A 16,750-nucleotide genomic window follows, 5' to 3' on the forward strand; every position below is an offset into this window, starting at 1 on the left:
TCTGTTGTACGACACCATTATCAAGAACGGTCGCTGGTTCGACGGCACGGGCGCGCCGTCGGCCATCCGCAATCTGGGCATCCGGGACGGCCGGGTGGCGACGGTCTCGGCCACGCCGCTGGACGAAACCGGTTGTGCGCGAGTGATCGACGCGACCGGACGCTGGGTCATACCCGGGATGATCGACATCCACACCCACTACGACGTGGAGGTGCTGCTGGATCCGTCGCTGTCGGAGTCGTTGCGGCACGGCGTAACCACGCTGCTGCTGGGCTCCTGCTCGCTGTCCACGGTGCATGTGGAGGGTTCGGACGCGGGTGACCTGTTCGGCCGGGTCGAGGCGATTCCGCGCAAGCACGTGGTCTCGGCGGTCGACGGGCTCAAGACCTGGAACAGCGCGCACGGCTATGTCCAGGCGCTGGAATTGCTGCCGCTGGGCCCGAATATTGCTGCCTTCATCGGACATTCGGATATCCGGACCGCGCAGCTGGGCCTGCAGCGGGCCACCGATCCGGAGGTGACGCCGACCGAGGCGGAGCTGACGGCCATGGAGCACAAGCTGCGCGAGGCCCTGGACGCGGGCTTCGTCGGCATGTCCTCGCAGCAGCTGCTGTTCGACAAGCTGGACGGGGAGGTGTGCCGCTCGCGCACGCTGCCCTCGACGTATGCCACCACCAAGGAACGGCGGCGGCTCAATCGCATTCTGCGCGAACGCAAGCGGGCGTTGCAGGGCGGTCCCGATGTGGCGCGCCCGCAGTCGCTGGTCGCCATGGCGGCCAGCAGCCTCGGCATCTTCCGGCCGAATCTGAAGGTGAGCCTGCTCTCGGCCGCCGACATCAAGGCGATTCCCGGGGTGGTGAAGGTCTTCCCGCTGATCGGCAAGATCCTCAACCGGCTCGGCGGCGACTTCCGCTGGCAGCACCTGCCGGTGCCGTTCGAGGTGTACTCCGATGGCATCGATCTGCCGGTGTTCGAGGAATTCGGTTCCGGCGCAGCGGCCTTGCACCTGTCGAACCAGCTGGAGGCGCGCCAGGAGCTGTTCGCGGATCCGGCTTACCGGCGGGCGTTCCGCAAGGACTACGACAAGAAGTGGGGCCCGCGGGTCTGGCATCGGGACTTCTTCGACGCCGAGATCACCGAATGCCCCGACCCGAGTGTAGTCGGCAAGACCTTCGGTCAGGTCGGAGTGGATCGCGGTGGCATCCACCCGGTAGACGCCTTCCTGGACCTGCTGGTCGAGCACGGGTCGGCGGTGCGCTGGCGCACCACCATCTCCAATCATCGGCCCGAGGTGCTCGACACCCTCGCCGCGGATCCCAGTGTGCAACTGGGCTTCTCGGACGCGGGCGCGCACCTGCGCAATATGGCCTTCTACAACTTCGGGCTGCGGTTCCTGAAGCGGGTGCACACCGCGCAGCAGGCCGGGCGGCCGTTCCTGACCGTCGAGCGGGCGGTGCACCGGGTCAGCGGCGAACTCGCCGACTGGTACGACCTGGACGCGGGTCACCTGCGCGAGGGCGACCGGGCCGATGTGCTGATCATCGACCCGGCGAACCTGGACGAAAGCCTGGAAGCGTACGCCGAGAACCCGATTCCCGAGTTCGACAACCTCTCTCGCATGGTCAACCGCAATGACGCCACCGTCACCGCGGTCCTGGTCAACGGCGAGTACGTGTTCGGGTTGGGGGAGAAGGCGGCCACGCTGGGCAAGGAGCGCACGGGCGAGTTCCTGCGCGCCGGTCGCTACGAGGGTCAGGTAGCCGAACTGAAGGGCGGAATCCGTTGAGCAGCATTCGATTCACCGACAAGGTCGCGGTCGTCACCGGTGCGGCCTCGGGTATCGGCGCGGCCATCTCCGCCGCGTTGATCGCCGAGGGCGCGAAGGTGGTCGGCCTCGATATCGACGAGGCGGGATTGCAGAAGAAGGCCGCCGAACTGGGTGACGCCTTCGTGCCCGTGGTCACCGACGTCACCGTCGAGTCCTCGGTGGAGGCCGGAATCGGTGTCGCCGCAGAGCGTTTCGGCCGACTCGACGCCGCCTTCAACGCGGCCGGGGCCTCCCGCATCGGTGCCGTCACCGACCTGCTGGAGGCCGACTGGGACTTCACCATCGACCTGATACAGAAGAGCGTCTTCCTGTGCACCAAACATGAAGCGCGCCTGATGAAGTCGACCGGTGGCGGTGCGATCGTCAATATCTCGTCGCTGGATGCCCGCGTGCCCATGCCCGGCGGCAGCCCGTACTCCACGGGCAAGGCGGGCGTGGTCATGTTCACCAAGAATGCGGCGCTGGAGCTCGCGCAGCACCGCATCAGGGTGAACGCCATCCTCCCCGGCCTGGTGGACACTCCGCTGGTGGCCGCGGTGATGGGTTACGAACCGGCCAAACAGATGTTCCTGGACCGCATCCCGATGGGCGTGGCCGCCACCCCGGAACAGATCGCCGCACCCAGCCTGTTCCTCGCCTCCGAGGACGCCTCCTACATCACCGGCATCGACATGGTGGTGGACGGCGGCTGGGAGCTGAGCAACTTCCCCAACTTGGCGAAGCTCGCGGGCTGAGCCGAGACGCCGCCCTGGGCCTCCGAAACACGTTCCGGCCCGGGGCGGTTCGCCCGCCGCGTGCGGGCCGCGCTGCGCAGCTGCTGCGGGGTGATGCCGTACCAGCGGCGCACCACCCGGGTCAGCGCGGACTGTTCGCGCAGGCCGATGATGCTCGTGATGCGGCTCATCGGCAGATCCGTCTCACACAGCAGCCGCAGGGTGGAGTCGCGGCGTGCGGAGTCGAGCACCTCGGTGAAAGTCGTTCCCTCCGCGGCCAAGGCGCGTTGCAGGGTGCGCTCGTGCACGGTCAGCATGCGGGCCACGGTGTCGATATCGGCCCGCGATTCCAGCATGGCGCGGTCGATGGCCAAGCGGACCCGGGCGGTCATGCTCGGGTCGGTCTCGGGGTAATTGCGTTCCAGGAAGTCCATGGCGAGCCGATACAGCACCGGATTGCGACCGTCGATCGGACGGTCCAGCAGCTCCGCCGGGAACCGGAACACCGTGGTGGGCATGTCGAAACGGACGTCGGCGCCGAAGAATTCGGTATAGCGCGCGACGGGCGCGTGGGCCGGATGCGGCAGATGGACGGTGCGCAGCCCGTAGTCGCCCGTGGCGTGCAGCAGATGCCGGTGAATGAGCGCGGCGGCCTGGTCTATGCCCTGGCCGAGCGCCGAGACCTCCGCGACGTCGCGATAGTTCAGCGCGAGTATTCCGCTGTGTCCGTAGGGATCCGGGACCAGTCCGATCGAGATGCCCTCGTGCTGCACGGACAGGAAGCGGGTGGCGCAGGCGACGGCTTCACCGACGGTCGCGGCATTGCTGACCGCGACGGCCACCAGCCCGAGCACGTCGGTGTCCTGGCGCGCGCCCAGTCGCAGTCCCAGATCGGGGCAATTCAGTTCCGCCGCCGCGATTTCGAGGACCCAGCCCAGGGATTCCGCGGGGACCAGGGCATCCTCGCTGTGCACGGCCTCGAGTGCGATGCCGAAGCGCTCCAGCAGTTCGACGCCGTCGCCGCCGAGTTCGTCGACGAGTTCGCGGCAGCCGCGAAGGCTCGCCGCGCGGGCCATGATCGCCATCGAGCTGCCACCCTCCCACTTACCATTTCCGGTCGGGACCGTAACCTAATGCGCCAATTGTCTGGGACGCAAGGGTTCCACTCGACCCTGTCGCCCTCGGGTAAAACGATGTCGCCCTGAGGCGAGCCTTTATTACTCGCCAGTAGCAACAATCTGGCCCATGGATTCTGTGAGAGGTGGGACACAGTGAGGCAGGCTCTGAGGCGGCCGTCGAGGCTGGCCGTGAAGGGGCTCGTGGTGTTGTCCGCGATCCTCGCGTGTACCCCGTTCCTGGCGCCGACGGCGTCATCCGAAACCGCGTTCACCGGGATTGACGGCGGTGCCTACGCGCCGGGCTGGACCGCGGCCGTCGACGGCCCGCAGCCGTACAACAGCATTTCGCCCGATCTCGCGGTGCCGATCACGATGAGCGACGGCACCGTGCTCAAGGCCGACATCATTCATCCCGCGACGAACGGCCGCATCGCCGACGGGAAGCGGCCGGTGATCCTGCAGATGCAGGGCTACGGGAAGCTGCCGATGCTGGTGGGTCAGGCGGTGCTGAGTGCCGCGGACGGGCTGGGAATCAAGCAGCCGCTGGAGAATTGGGTCGGCTCGCTGAACCTGCCCGGCGTCGGACTGGACGGCATCTTCGATCTCACCCGGCAGGCGGACGCCGGAGCCATCGAAGCGGCGCTGCAGGATTGGAAGCTCGCCAACGCGGGATACACCTTGGTGCAGGTTGATCTGCGGGGTACCGGCACCTCGGGTGGAGACTGGCAGGTCTTCGGCGATCGCGAGAAGCAGGACGCCGCGGAGATCATCGACTGGATCACCCGACAGTCCTGGAGCGACGGCACCGTCGGCACCATGGGCATCTCGTTCACCGCGATCAGCGCGCTCGAGGCCACCGATCGGATGCCGCCCGGGCTGAAGGCGGTCTTCGCCTACGAGGGTAGCGGTGACATCTTCAACGACATCGCGGGTGCGGGCGGCGCGGTCGGCGTCGGGTTCCTGGTGCCGTGGCTGATCGGCGTCAACGCGCTCAAGATGATTCCGGACATCACGTCGATATTGGTCGGGAAGTTCGATCCGGCACAGCAATTGCAGTGGTTGAAGGATCGCATCGCCGATCCGCTGACGCTGGTCGACATGGTCGTCAACGGCTATACCGCACTGACGCCGGACCAATTGACCGCGCGGACACGGCAACTCGTCGATCCGAATTCGCCCTTCCGTAAGGGCTTGAAGACCGACGTCTCGCATATCCAGGTGCCGACGTTCATGGTCGGCGCGTGGTTCGACATCTTCGGCACCACGCCCACCGACACCTTCGCGTCGATTCCGCTGCCGGAGGAGCAGAAGAAGCTGGTGATGGGCGACGGCTATCACCTCGGTAGCGGTGTCGCCGGTTTCGGTCATCCGGGTATGCCGCCGCGACTGGATGTGTTGCAGCGGGCCTGGTTCGATCACTGGCTGCGCGGCATCGACAACGGCATCGAGAAGTACACGCCGTTGACGGTGAAGCAGCAGGGTGCGGGCTGGACGGACGCGCCGGAATTCCCGCGTAGTGAGGCGACCTATCGGCGGCTGTATCTCAACGACAGTCCCTCGGGGACCAGCCCGAATTCTCGGTATGACGGTGGGTTGTCGGAGAATCAGCGACAGGGCGCGGTCAACGATCTGACCGTGGCGCCCGGTGTCCTGAGCCTGTGCAGCCGCGACGGCGCGCGCATCTCCGCGGGTGTGCTGGCGGCCGTCGAGGCGTGTGGGAACGACTCCCGGATCTGGGAGAACGACGGACTCACCTTCACCAGCAGCCCGGTGACCCAGACGACCACCATCTCCGGTCCGCTGAACGTCCATCTCAATGTGGTGGAGGACGCCGCCGACGGGTACTGGGTCGCGACGGTCAACGATGTTTCGCCGGATGGCAATTCTCGCGAAATATCCACCGGCCAGCTGGTTGCCTCGATTCGGCAGGTCGACGAGGACAACAGCAAGACCTCGGCCAACGGCGACTACACCGAGCCGCACTACTACCTCGATCTGTCCCGTCGGGAGCCGACCGTGCCCGGTGTCCCGGTCACCCTGGACATCGCGCTGACCCCGATCGACGCCGTCCTGCAGCCGGGCCACCGCCTGCGCGTCGACGTCTACGCCAGCAACTTCCCGAAGGCGTTGCCGCCGTTGATCTTCCTGGCCGATTCCGGTCTGAAGCCCGAACACGTGCGGCTGGATCCCGACGCCCCGAGCTGGGTCAATATGCCCCTGACCGCTTCGATCCCCGACTAGTCCCGAGGATCGAAGCGACCGCGGGACTGCTTACAGCAGTCCCGCGGTGAAGGTGGCGGGGTTCGGGCCGACCCGGGTGCCCGCGTCGAGCGCGGTGATGGCGTTGATCTGCGCCTCGGTCAGTTCGAAGCCGAACACATCGAAGTTCTCCCGAATCCGGCTGGGTGTCACCGACTTCGGGATCACCACATTGCCGAGCTGCAGATGCCAGCGAATGATCACCTGCGCCGGGGTGCGACCGGTCTCGGCGGCAATGGCGACGATGGCCGGATCCTTCAGCGCCGCACCACGTCCCAGCGGGCTCCACGCCTCGGTCGCGATGCCGTGCGCGGCATGGAATTCCCGCAACTCGGCCTGAATCAGGTTGGGGCTCAACTCGATCTGATTGAGCACCGGCGTCTCCCCGGTCTCCGCGATCAGTCGCTCCAGCTCCGCCCGGCCGAAGTTCGAGACGCCGATCGAAGCAACCCGCCCCTCCGCCTTCAACTTCTGGAAGGCCCGGAACGTGTCGACATACTTGTCGGCCTGCGCAACCGGCCAGTGGATCAGATACAGATCCAACTGCTCCAACCCGAGCCGCTCCATGCTCGCGTCGAACGCCCGCAATGTCGAGTCGTACCCCTGCTCGGAATTCCACAACTTGGTCGTGACGAACACGTCGTCCCGCCCCACCCCCGACTCCCGAATGGCCCGCCCCACCTCGGCCTCATTGCCATAGATCGCCGCCGTATCGATATGCCGATACCCGGCCTCCAAGGCACTGGTGACCGCCCCGAACGTATCCCCCTCCTCGACGAGGAACACCCCGAACCCCAACGAGGGAATCGTCTTCCCATCGTTGAGCACGGTCTCCGGAACTCCGCTACTCCCACTAAGAAAGGTCATGCTCTCGGACCCTACGCTCCCGCCTCCATCGTGAAATACTGTGCGGGTAACACAAGGGAGGGGGCTTCCATGAAGCTGTATCGCGACTTCATCTACGGACCGCTGTGGTTGATCATCGTCGTCGCCACGGCTCTCCAACTGGCATATGTCGCGGTCGTAGGTCTCGGCTGGTTGGGCGTAGCGCAGATCGTGATCTTGACACCGATCTTCGCCTTCGTTGCCGCGCGAAATCGCAAGCGCTCCGGCGGCCGGCATGAGATGCGCCGGTTCCACGACGCCGTTCGTTCGCGGCAGTTGCCGACTCTCGACTCACCGGACGAAGTCATCCGATGGAACCAGTTGATCGTTCGTGACCGCGAGAACCGGCGCGGGCAACGGGTTTCCGCCTGGATGATGCTGGCGCTCGGCAGTGTGTACCTGGTCTTGGCGCTGATCAATGCGGTGTCCGGCCCGCACGATCACGGCCTCATTCTCCCGGTGTCGGGAGCGATCGCGGTTGCCGTATCTGCGCGCTTCCTCCTGGTCAACCCTGGAAAGATGGCCGCGCTCTCAACATTGGCCGAGCAGGGAACCGGCCGTGGCTACGGCTATTCCCTGCCCGCCCACTGACTTTCGCGCCTACATCCCGATACAGGCACTACCGAGGTTGATCCCATTCCCCACGGTGAGGACAATCGACTTGTCGGTCAGGTCGCCGTTGACATGCGCAATGAGCGTGTGCGGCCCGGAGGTAGTCGGCGTCCACGGCTGGTTCATCACCGACCCGTCGACAACGCCTTCCGTCGGAACGGCAACCCCGTTGTCCCAAAACCGGGTGTAGTACGCGTACATCCCTTTAGCGGTGAGCGTGTAAGTACACCCGGTCCCGTAGTTCCCCGTGGGCGCAGAAACCGAAACACTGTCGAGTGAGTAATCAGCAGCCGCAGTAGGAGCGAAGAAGATCATGGTCGCCCCAACGGCAATCGGAAGCATGAAGATTCGCATGCTCCTGATCTTTCATCGTCGACGTCCCGCCAGCCACCGTTTCGTAATTCTGCTCGTCGTCAGCTTTGTATCAATCGTTCAGTGGATGGGCGGTGGTGCGGAGGGTCCAGGCGGGGGGTCTGTGGTGGAGGGTGGTGGCGGTTAGTGGGGGGATGTCTATGCGCCAGAAGGATTCTGGGGGTGCGTTCAAGGTGCTCAAGACTGCCGCTCGGACTATGGCGGGGTGGGTGATGGCGAGGATGCGGTCGCCGGATCCGGCCAAGTCGTCGAGCCAGGTGCGGACGCGGGGGAGGAGGTCGGTGATGGATTCGCCGCCGTGGGAGCGGTGGGCTGGGTCGGTCAGCCAGGACATCAGCTGTTCGGGGGCGAGGTCTTCCATGGACTTGCCGGACCAGTCGCCGCAGTCCAGGTCGCGGAGTGCGGGTTCGGGGGTTCCGTTGAGGCCGAGGGCATTTGCTGTTTGTGCGGTGCGGGTCTCGGGGGCGCAAAGAATCAGGGTCGGGTCGAGGCCGGGCAGGCCGCCCGCGGCCGCGGCCGAACGCTCACCCTGGGGGGTGAGCGGTTCGTCGGCGGGGAAGCGGGCGGACTGGACGGCGTCGGTGATCGCGTGGGTGATCAGGGTGAGGCGGGTGACCGTGCTCATGCCGCGGTCGGGGTGGACGAGGTCGTGCGGTCGCCGAGCAGGCGGGGGGCCAGCCAGGCGAAGCCGACGCCGATCACGAGCCACAGGATGGCTTGGGCGGCAAAGGAGTAGAGGCGGAAGTGGTAGAGGTCGTCGGCGGGGAAGCCCGGGTAGACGATGGTGCCGGACGGATCCTTCAGGGGCTGGGGGGTTTCGGTGTCGAAGTCGCCGAACGACTTGTTGGCCGAGAGGTGTCCCAGCGACGGGAGGATCAGCATGACGACGCCCATGGCCACGGCGAATGCCAGCGCCCCGGCGATGCTCGCGGTCCAGTTGCCCAGGCGTGCCGCGAGTTTGCGACCCAGCCAGATGGCGGCGAGCAGGAAGCCGACGCTGAGCACGATCATCAGGACGTACAACCCGGTGCGTTCCTTGATGGTGTCCGGATGCCCGATCGAGGGCGGGTTGGCCGGGTACTTCAGGAACGGCACCGCGTACAGCGTGAGGAACATGCCGCCCGCCACCAGCAACGCCAGATTGCGGGCGGTGATCTTCCCGACCCGGCGCATGGCCAGGTAGTAGACGACAGCGAACAGCGCGCCCAGGGCCGCGCCGAACAGGATCATGCCGAAGGGCAGGCCGAGGTTCTGCTGCTGGGAGCGGGTGAAGATGTCGGGTCCCATGTCTCCCATGGGTTTTCCGGCGGCCTTGTCCAACGCCATCTGGGCGTCGTCGCGCCCGGACTCGTAGTCGATGGCCCGGTTGATGATCGGTTCCGCCAGGATCCGGGCGAAAATGAATGCCAGAAGTCCGCCGAGTGCGCCCAACAGGACGCCACGGCCGATGATTCGTTTTTCCATTGTGCTGACTCGATTCCCGGGGCTAGTGGCAGGGGAATCCGAGGAAGTGGCGACCGTCGTGGACGAATTCGTGCACGTGCATGTCGCTGCCGAAGATCGAGACAGCACCTTGGTCGATGCCGATGAAGTAGATCGCCAGCAGTGCCAGCAGGGTGGTGCCGATCAGCCACACGGGGGTGGGGATGGAGAGGGAGACTGCTCCGAGACCGGAACGGGGGGCGTAAGACGTCGCCACGGGAACTCCTAGTGTGGGAGGGGTATTCGCGCCCCTCGGCCGATAAAACATCTCGGCGGCCGGGGTCTGACTCACACCCGAGGGGTGCTCACAGTGGCGCGACCGTTCCGGACTCTCACCGGATTCCACGAATCGCCGATCACATAAAGATACGAAACCACGAACAAACAGGTCAAACGCGCGTCCACGGTATGGAATCGGGCGTTTTGCCCCGGGACGGTTCTCAATCTTGTTCGATGGAGTCGGTGCGGGGCCTCGGTGTCCGGCATTTGGGACAGGTTCCACCCGGCGTAGCGGCGCTGACCAGCGGAATCGCCGCGAATGCCCAGAAGATTCGGGGCAGTTTTCCGAATCGGTACGGCTGGGCCGGGCGGGTTGAATACACTCCCCGCTGAAGTGAACAGATGGCACTTCAGTTCAGAGGCGAGGTATTCATGAAGTCTGCTACACCGGGGGTTTTCGTCGTGCGTGCCGCGGCAGCTGTGATCGGCGGGGCGATAGTGCTCGCGGGGGCAACCGGATGCGGCAGTGACAAGTCATCGGACGGTTCGCAGGGCGGCACCACCTCCGCGGTCGTGAGCACCACCGTCGCGCCCGCCCCCACCACCGTGGCTCCCGCCCCGACCACCGCGGCCCCGGCCCCGACCACGGAAGCGCCCGCCGCGCAGCCGGCCGTCACCGAACCGGCCGCGCCCGCGCCGGAGCCCGCCCAGGTCGCGCCGCAGCCGGCCGCGCCCAAGCCCGCGCCGCAGACCCAGGCCCCCAAGCCCGCCGCGCCGCCGACCTTGGACGCGCCCGGATTCGAGCCGCGCGCCGGGTACTGAGCGGACGCGTAGTGCTGGGCAACAGTGTGCGGTGGTTGTGTGTCACCGCGGTGGCGCTCGCGGCGTCGGTGACGGCCGCGGGCGGTGCGGGGGCCGATCCGGCCCCCGCCGGTAAAGAACTTGTGGTGCTGGGTGATTCGTTCTCCGCGAACGAGTGGGACCACTTCACGGGCCGGGACGACTGCAACCTGCACGGCCGCACGGCCTGGCCGGTGCAGCTGGCCAAGCTCATGGGCGTGTTCGGAACCGACGCGGTGGACGACCCGTCGTGTCCGGGCGCGTCGATCGACAGCGGCCCCGGCTGGACCATGGCCCAGCAGGCGCAGCGGGCGGACAAGGAGGGCGCTTTCGGCCCGAACACCAAGCTGGTGACACTGCAGTTCGGACTCAACGACAAGTGGGGCAAGTCCGATCAGACGCTGTGGAATTCGTTGCAGGGCTGCGTGTTCAACCTCGTCGACGGCTGTGATCCGGACGCGGTCGACCAGGGCCGGATGACCGACTACAACGGTGTCTCCGGTGCGTTGATGGCCAAGCGCATGAGCAATGTGGTCACCTACATCAAGTACTACGCGCCGAACGCGCGCATCGTCTTCGTTGGGTACCCGGAGCTTTTCACGCCCGGCAGCAGCACGGTCTGCCTGAACATCCTCGGGGTCGCGCCCTTCGTCAATCCGCGCGGCCGCGCGGTGGTGGAGTACCTCGACCGCATCCAACAGGCGCAGAGCGAAGCGGCTCAGCTGCTGGGTATCGATTTCCTCGATGCCCGCGCGCTCACCACCGGCCACGGTCTCTGCTCGTCGCAGCCGTGGTTGAACGGGGTCTTCGACCTGCACACCGATATCGACGGCCTGCCGTTCCATCCGTCGAGTCAGGGTGACGCCGTCGTTGCCAATGCCGTCTTCGACCGATTTGGACGCTGATCCGCCGCAACGGATCTCGCGTCGCACGCACTACTCGTCTCTGTACACTCCGCGCAAAACTGAAAGACTCACTGTTCAATTTGCGATTCGAGGGTTTCATGAAGTTCCGTTTCCCAGGCGCATCGGCTTCGCTGTGCGCCGCGGTCGTGGCCATCGCAGCGGCCATGACGGGAACCGCGGGCGCGCACGCCGATTCGACCGCCACCGGCAAGGATCCGGCCCCGGCCGGCAAAACACTTGTCATCCTGGGTGATTCGTTCTCGGCCAACGGCTGGACTCCGTTCTCCAACGAGAAGAAGTGCGATCACGGCGACACCGCCTGGCCGGTGCAGCTGACCGCGCTGATGGGCCTGTCCGAGGACAGCGACCAGGTCTGGAACCAGTCCTGTCCCGGCGCGGCCATCGCGGGCGGCGACGGTTACACGCTGACCGTCCAGGCCGCCAATGCCGCCAAGGCGGGCGCGTTCGGACCCGACACCAAACTGGTCACGCTGCAGTTCGGCTTCAACGACCAGTGGGCCGGATCGGAACTGTCCCCGTGGCAGTCGACCGAGGGCTGCTTCTACGACGTCACCGGCGGCTGCGGCCCCGACGCGGTCACCGAGGGCCGAATGGCCGACCCGCGCACCATCACCGGCGCCGAATACGCCGCGCGCATCAGCAAGGTGCTGACCTACATCCGGTACTACGCGCCCGCCGCGCGCATCGTCATCGTCGGCTACCCGGAGCTGTTCCGGCCCGACGCGGACGCCATCTGCGTCGACCTCGCCGGACTGGGCTTCATCCAGCCCAAGGGCCGCACGGTCGTCGAGTACTTCAACCGGATGGACCAGGCGGAACGCGAGGCGGCCGCCACGGCGCAGGTCGACTTCCTCGACTCCCGCGCGCTCACCGCCGGACACGGACTGTGCACACCGCAGCAGTGGGTCAACGGGGTGTTCGACCCGCAGATCAATCTCGCGGGCCTGCCCTTCCACCCGGCACCCCAGGGCGACGCGGTGATCGCCAATGCACTGTACGAGAGGTACGCACGATGACCCGTCCACCCGAAGTCATGCCCGGGACCCGCGCGCCGGATGCCGCGGAAGCCAGTGCTGCCCAGCCGATCTCGCCGGTGCTGACGGTCACCCCGAGACCGGTCGTCGACAAGCCCGTCGACACCGAGCGCGCTTCGCGGGGTCGCCCCGCGCTGCCGTCGCTGACCGGCGGCCGCTGGTGGGCGGCGTTCGCGGTCTTCGTCCTGCACGCCCTGGTGTTCCTGCCGGTCTACCCGTTCCAGAAGTCGGAGCTGTTCCGCCACATCCACGAGTGGATCCCGATGCAGCTCGGGGCCGCGGGCGTCACATTCTTCTTCGTGCTGTCCGGGTTCATCATCTACTGGTCGTTCCGGCCGGGCATGTTGAAGCGCGACTTCTACCGCCGTCGCGTGTTGAAGATCTGGCCGACGCATCTGCTGGGCGCCGCCGCGTTCATCGTGGCCGCGAGCGTGCCGCTGCACCGCCTGGTGGTGTGGGTGCCGAACCTGCTGCTGGTGCACACCTGGGTGCCGAAGTGGACGACGGTCGGTGGCTTGAACGTCCCGTCCTGGTCGCTGGCCGCGGAAGTGCTGTTCTACTTCAGCTTTCCGCTGGTGCTGCCGCTGGTGATGCGCATCCCGACGCACCGGCTGATGCTGGCCGCCGGTCTGATCATGCTGGGCATCCTCGCCCTGCACACCTCCTACTTCCTGTTCGTGAACGGCCCGTCGAGCCTGTCGGAGGCGTTCTCCTCCTCGCGCATCGCGAACGCGTTCGCCCCGCGCCTGGTCCCCGGCAGCGTCTCGCCGCACTACGAACTGCACGCCTCCCCGGCCTGGTTCCAGCAGCCCGACATCCCGGTGGCGCGCTCGTACTGGCTGAGCTACACCTTCCCGCTCTCGCGCCTGCCGGAGTTCTTCCTCGGCGTGCTGGCCGCCCGCATGGTGGTCGAAGGCCGGTGGCGCAACACCAAACTCACCTGGCCGCTGATCGCGTTGACCATCTCGTACGCGGCGACCTGGGTGGTGCCGGTGAACTTCAAGATGTCGGCGCTGATGCTCGCCCCGATGACCGCGGTGGTCGCCACCATGGCGACCCGTGATCTGGCCGGAATCCGCGGCATCAGCTCCCATCCGCGCGTGGTGTGGCTGGGCAATGTGTCCTTCGCCTTCTATCTCATCCAGTTCCCCGTCATGGTCGTGGTCACCCGATACCTGATCGGCGGCAGGGAGTTCGGCATTCTCGGCTGGGCGGGCTTCTCGCTGCTGTGCATGGCCGTCTCGATCGCTCTGGCCGCGGTGCTCTACCACTGGGTGGACCTCCCGATCATGCGTCGCTTCGCCCGCTCCAAGCGCCGCTGACGCCCCGATTCCGTGGGCACCGAGGGTGGTGCCACCGGCCGCGGGGGCAAGAGATTTGCCGGGTACCGGACCACCGAGCCCAGCCCTAACGTTCACCGCCGCAAGGATTTTGTGGCGGTGACGGAGGGAACGGCGTGGTTGCGGAGTTGGTCGTCCAGACGGCCGAGGAGTCGGGCGAGTCCCCGGAGCAGCGCTGGAATCCGCTGCTCCGCATGGCTTTTCGCTACGGATTCGTGGTGCTCGGGGTCGGCATGGCCGGGGTGCTGGTGTGCCACGCACTGCTGCGTTCGCTCGGGGTGCCGACGCAGACCGTGCTGGATGTCGCCGAATGGACCGGACTGCATCCGCTGACCGACTGGATCGGCGAGCACGTCTTCGACACCCGGATCAGCTGGGCCGCCACGGGAAGCGGTGATACCGCGGCGAATTGGGTAGCGGCGTTCACCTGGCTGCTGGTCGCGGTGCCGATCACCGCCGTCTGGTCGGCACTGGATCGCGCGCGCCCGAACTACGCGCGCCTCTACGCCTGGTTCCGGCTGATCCTGCGTTTCGCCCTGGTCAGCGCGCTGCTGCTGTACGGGATGACCAAGCTGCTGCCCTCGCAGATGGCCTTCAGCCTGGAACGGCTGGTGGAACCGTTCGGCGATATGAGCCCGATGACGGTGCTGTGGTCGCAGACCGCCGCCTCGCAGCCGTACGAAATCGCCTTGGGCGCAGCGGAAGTCGCGGCCGGGCTGCTGCTGATCCTGCCGATCACCGCGGGGGTGGGTGCGGTGCTGGCGACGGTGGTGGCCATGCAGGTCTTCCTGCTCAATCTCACCTTCGACGTGCCGGTGAAACTGTTCTCCTTCCAGCTGCTGGTGTACGCGGTGGTGCTGGCCGCCCCGGATATCGTGCGGATCCTGCGGACGCTGGTCGGCCGCGCGGTGCCGGTGCGCGCGGCCGAGGGGCTGGTCACGGGCGTGCGCGCGAACCGATTCCTGCTGGCCGCGCAGGTGCTGATCGGCTTGTGGCTGTTGCTCACCACCGTCTCCGAGGGCCATGACGCCTGGGCGAAATACGGTGACGGCCGTCCGCACTCGCCGCTGTACGGCATCTGGGACGTGACCGACTACAGCGGTGATCCCGGGGACCGCCTGCGCCGCATCATCTTCGACCTCCCGCAGGCGGTCACCACCCAGCGCCCGGACGACGCGCTGCAGGATCTGCCGGTGCTGATCGACACCGACCGCCACACGCTCACCATCACCCGGGACCCGGCGCACGCGTGGCCGATCGCCACCCTGGCCTACACGCAACCGGACGCCGATCACCTCGTCCTGGACGGTCGCTTCTCGGGCCGCCCGGTGCACCTCACCCTGACCCGCGTCGACCTCGATCGATTCCAGCTGGTCTCGCGCGGCTTCCACTGGGTCCAGCCCGTGCCCTACCTGCGCTGATCGCCCACCCGAACGCGGCGTGTCCCCGCGACGCGCCGTGTCCTGGGAGGATGGGCGAGGTACGGGACCCTGTCGGCTCCCGCCGCTACTCTGCGGGGATGGTCAAACCGGATTCGGCACTGCGCCGCCTGATGCGCGACACGGGGAAGCTGCTGCAGCCGTACGGGTTTGAAGGGGCCGAGCCCACCTGGGTCCGGGTGCAGCCGGAGGGCGTGGCCACCGTGACCCGCACCCGCATCTTCCGCACCTTCACCGGCGGTCAGCAGGTGCTCGGCTTCGGCCTGGGTTCCTGGGCGACCCCGACCGCGTGGTGGGAGTTCCGCAACTGGCGCAACGAGCGACTCGGCCTGTCGCCCATCGCGATCGAGGCCGCGACCGGCCCCGGCCTGCTGCCCGGTGAGGGCCTGCCCGAGGACCCCGCCCTGCTGTGGTCGGTGCGCCTGGATCAGTACCAGCCTGGCCATATCCAGCCCGGCGATATCGAGGCCGTCCGGGCCGAGTTGCCCCGACGCGTCCACACCTTGGCCCGTCGCGCCCTTCGCCTGCTCGACCCCGACGCCTACCTCGAAGAGCTACTGGCGCAGGACAACCCGACCGCCGCCACCCGCGAGGCCATCGCGGTCTTGCTCGCCGAGCGCGGCCCGAGCGCCGAGCTCGACGCGGCCCTGAACGACCTGCGATCCGCCGACGCCGTCGGGGACGTCATCGACTACGTCGAGGGCGTCCGATGCGTCGTGCGCTAGCGGCCGCCCTACTCCTGGCCGCGGCGATGACCGCGGGGTGCGGTGACCGCATCGCCGGGCACGCACAGGCCCCGACGGCGTTCGACCCGTGCAGCCTGATCGATGTCGGCAAGCTGAAGGCCGACGGCATCTTGAAATACACCGACCTGGTGGTGAGCCGGGATGTCGATCCGGTCGACGGCCGCAGCGACTGGTGTCATGCCGGGATGCGGGGCGCCGCGCCGGTGTCGGTCGGGGTCGTGGTGGGTACGCCGTTCCCGAGTCTGGAAGCGCTGCTGCCGAGCTTTCTGCAACAGCGCCACCAGGTTTCGGTGGGGGCCGACAAGGGCATGATCGGCGTGAGCTCCATCGGCGGCGACCGCTACCTCGTGGTGCAGCACGGCGACGTGCAGTTCATGGTCGAGAACTCCGGATTGGGTGACATCCTCGGCAAGAAGCTCGACGACGGTGGCCTGGTGCAGCTGGCACAGACCATGATTCCCCAACTGCCCCAAACGATTCCGGACGCACCCCGCGATATTCCCGCGACCTGCTACCTGCTGCGGGGTATCGGCCCCGTCATCGGTCCGGTGCCCCTTGCCCGCGGCCGGTCCGGTGAGGTCCTGACCTCTTGCGACTTCGTCGCCGACGCCAAGCACCTGCTGCTGACCGTGTCCTACACGAAGATGGATGCCGACGACGCGGCGAAATTCAAGACCGGCGACCGGCCCGCCCAGCTCACACTGCTTGCCGTGCCGCTGTTTCCGGGCACCGTATCGCGCGGCTTCCGCGACAACTCCGGAATGGCCGTGGAGACCCTGGTCGACGACCGCATCCTGGTCTCGACCGATTACAAGGTCCTCTGCTACGACAACTGCAACAAATACGGCGTCGTCACCCCCGGCACCACCTTCGATGCGAACGACCGCGCCCTGATCTCCTCGGCGATCGACGTGGCCCGCACGATGAACTGAGCGCC

At 66.9% G+C, this 16,750-nt stretch carries 17 protein-coding genes and 1 riboswitch; of the genes, 11 read left to right on the top strand and 6 right to left on the bottom strand.

The window, feature by feature from the left end; genetic code table 11:
• Position 1 precedes the first annotated feature (1 nt).
• Complete coding sequence (locus tag ACYVN4_RS02925; RefSeq protein ID WP_460718348.1) at positions 2-1,786, top strand: N-acyl-D-amino-acid deacylase family protein; 1,785 nt, start codon at positions 2-4, stop codon at positions 1,784-1,786.
• Positions 1,783-2,562 carry an SDR family NAD(P)-dependent oxidoreductase gene (locus tag ACYVN4_RS02930; RefSeq protein ID WP_460717640.1) on the top strand — a complete coding sequence of 260 codons (780 nt, stop codon included), beginning with the start codon at positions 1,783-1,785 and terminating at the stop codon, positions 2,560-2,562. The genes ACYVN4_RS02925 and ACYVN4_RS02930 overlap by 4 nt, the downstream gene beginning before the upstream one ends.
• Here ACYVN4_RS02930 and ACYVN4_RS02935 read toward each other — a convergent pair.
• Positions 2,481-3,626, bottom strand: coding sequence for an AraC family transcriptional regulator (locus tag ACYVN4_RS02935; RefSeq protein WP_460717641.1), 1,146 nt, complete (start codon positions 3,624-3,626; stop codon positions 2,481-2,483). The two genes, ACYVN4_RS02930 and ACYVN4_RS02935, sit on opposite strands and share 82 nt — an antisense overlap.
• A gap of 186 nt (positions 3,627-3,812) precedes the next feature.
• On the opposite strand from ACYVN4_RS02935, the gene ACYVN4_RS02940 reads away from it, so the two are divergent.
• A complete protein-coding gene (locus tag ACYVN4_RS02940; RefSeq protein WP_460717642.1) occupies positions 3,813-5,900 on the top strand; it encodes a CocE/NonD family hydrolase in 2,088 nt (695 codons plus the stop codon).
• A 30-nt stretch (positions 5,901-5,930) separates the two neighbouring features.
• Here the strand turns inward: ACYVN4_RS02940 and ACYVN4_RS02945 are convergent, their stop codons facing one another.
• Positions 5,931-6,785, bottom strand: a complete 855-nt coding sequence (locus tag ACYVN4_RS02945; RefSeq protein ID WP_460717643.1) for an aldo/keto reductase — start codon at positions 6,783-6,785, stop codon at positions 5,931-5,933.
• A gap of 69 nt (positions 6,786-6,854) precedes the next feature.
• Between ACYVN4_RS02945 and ACYVN4_RS02950 the strand changes: the two genes are divergently transcribed.
• Entirely contained in the window at positions 6,855-7,394 is a 540-nt protein-coding gene (locus ACYVN4_RS02950) for a hypothetical protein (RefSeq protein ID WP_460717644.1), read from the top strand.
• Positions 7,395-7,403: 9 nt separating this feature from the next.
• Here the strand turns inward: ACYVN4_RS02950 and ACYVN4_RS02955 are convergent, their stop codons facing one another.
• From ACYVN4_RS02955 to ACYVN4_RS02970, 4 genes are all read right to left on the bottom strand, one after another.
• Positions 7,404-7,769 (bottom strand): hypothetical protein, encoded by a 366-nt coding sequence (locus ACYVN4_RS02955; RefSeq protein WP_460717645.1) that lies wholly within the window; start codon positions 7,767-7,769, stop codon positions 7,404-7,406.
• A 70-nt stretch (positions 7,770-7,839) separates the two neighbouring features.
• Complete coding sequence (locus tag ACYVN4_RS02960; protein ID WP_460717646.1) at positions 7,840-8,412, bottom strand: histidine phosphatase family protein; 573 nt, start codon at positions 8,410-8,412, stop codon at positions 7,840-7,842.
• Positions 8,409-9,251 (bottom strand): CbtA family protein, encoded by an 843-nt coding sequence (locus ACYVN4_RS02965; RefSeq protein WP_460717647.1) that lies wholly within the window; start codon positions 9,249-9,251, stop codon positions 8,409-8,411. The genes ACYVN4_RS02960 and ACYVN4_RS02965 overlap by 4 nt, the downstream gene beginning before the upstream one ends.
• A gap of 22 nt (positions 9,252-9,273) precedes the next feature.
• Positions 9,274-9,486, bottom strand: coding sequence for a CbtB domain-containing protein (locus tag ACYVN4_RS02970; RefSeq protein ID WP_460717648.1), 213 nt, complete (start codon positions 9,484-9,486; stop codon positions 9,274-9,276).
• A gap of 40 nt (positions 9,487-9,526) precedes the next feature.
• Positions 9,527-9,663: riboswitch (cobalamin riboswitch) on the bottom strand.
• Positions 9,664-9,920: 257 nt separating this feature from the next.
• Here ACYVN4_RS02970 and ACYVN4_RS02975 point away from each other — a divergent pair.
• From ACYVN4_RS02975 to ACYVN4_RS03005, 7 genes are all read left to right on the top strand, one after another.
• The gene (locus tag ACYVN4_RS02975; RefSeq protein ID WP_460717649.1) at positions 9,921-10,310 is read left to right on the top strand and encodes a hypothetical protein; all 390 of its coding nucleotides are present in this window, start codon (positions 9,921-9,923) and stop codon (positions 10,308-10,310) included.
• A gap of 11 nt (positions 10,311-10,321) precedes the next feature.
• Positions 10,322-11,233 carry an SGNH/GDSL hydrolase family protein gene (locus ACYVN4_RS02980; RefSeq protein WP_460717650.1) on the top strand — a complete coding sequence of 304 codons (912 nt, stop codon included), beginning with the start codon at positions 10,322-10,324 and terminating at the stop codon, positions 11,231-11,233.
• A gap of 98 nt (positions 11,234-11,331) precedes the next feature.
• Positions 11,332-12,270 (top strand): SGNH/GDSL hydrolase family protein, encoded by a 939-nt coding sequence (locus ACYVN4_RS02985; protein WP_460717651.1) that lies wholly within the window; start codon positions 11,332-11,334, stop codon positions 12,268-12,270.
• A complete protein-coding gene (locus ACYVN4_RS02990; RefSeq protein ID WP_460717652.1) occupies positions 12,267-13,610 on the top strand; it encodes an acyltransferase family protein in 1,344 nt (447 codons plus the stop codon). Before ACYVN4_RS02985 ends, ACYVN4_RS02990 begins: the two co-directional genes overlap by 4 nt.
• Positions 13,611-13,744: 134 nt before the next feature.
• The gene (locus ACYVN4_RS02995) at positions 13,745-15,049 is read left to right on the top strand and encodes a DoxX family protein (protein WP_460717653.1); all 1,305 of its coding nucleotides are present in this window, start codon (positions 13,745-13,747) and stop codon (positions 15,047-15,049) included.
• Positions 15,050-15,147: 98 nt separating this feature from the next.
• A complete protein-coding gene (locus ACYVN4_RS03000) occupies positions 15,148-15,792 on the top strand; it encodes a hypothetical protein (RefSeq protein ID WP_460717654.1) in 645 nt (214 codons plus the stop codon).
• Positions 15,777-16,745: a hypothetical protein gene (locus ACYVN4_RS03005; protein WP_460717655.1), complete on the top strand. Its 969-nt coding sequence runs from the start codon at positions 15,777-15,779 to the stop codon at positions 16,743-16,745. Before ACYVN4_RS03000 ends, ACYVN4_RS03005 begins: the two co-directional genes overlap by 16 nt.
• Positions 16,746-16,750: the final 5 nt, after the last annotated feature.

This window comes from Nocardia heshunensis (assembly GCF_054782115.1).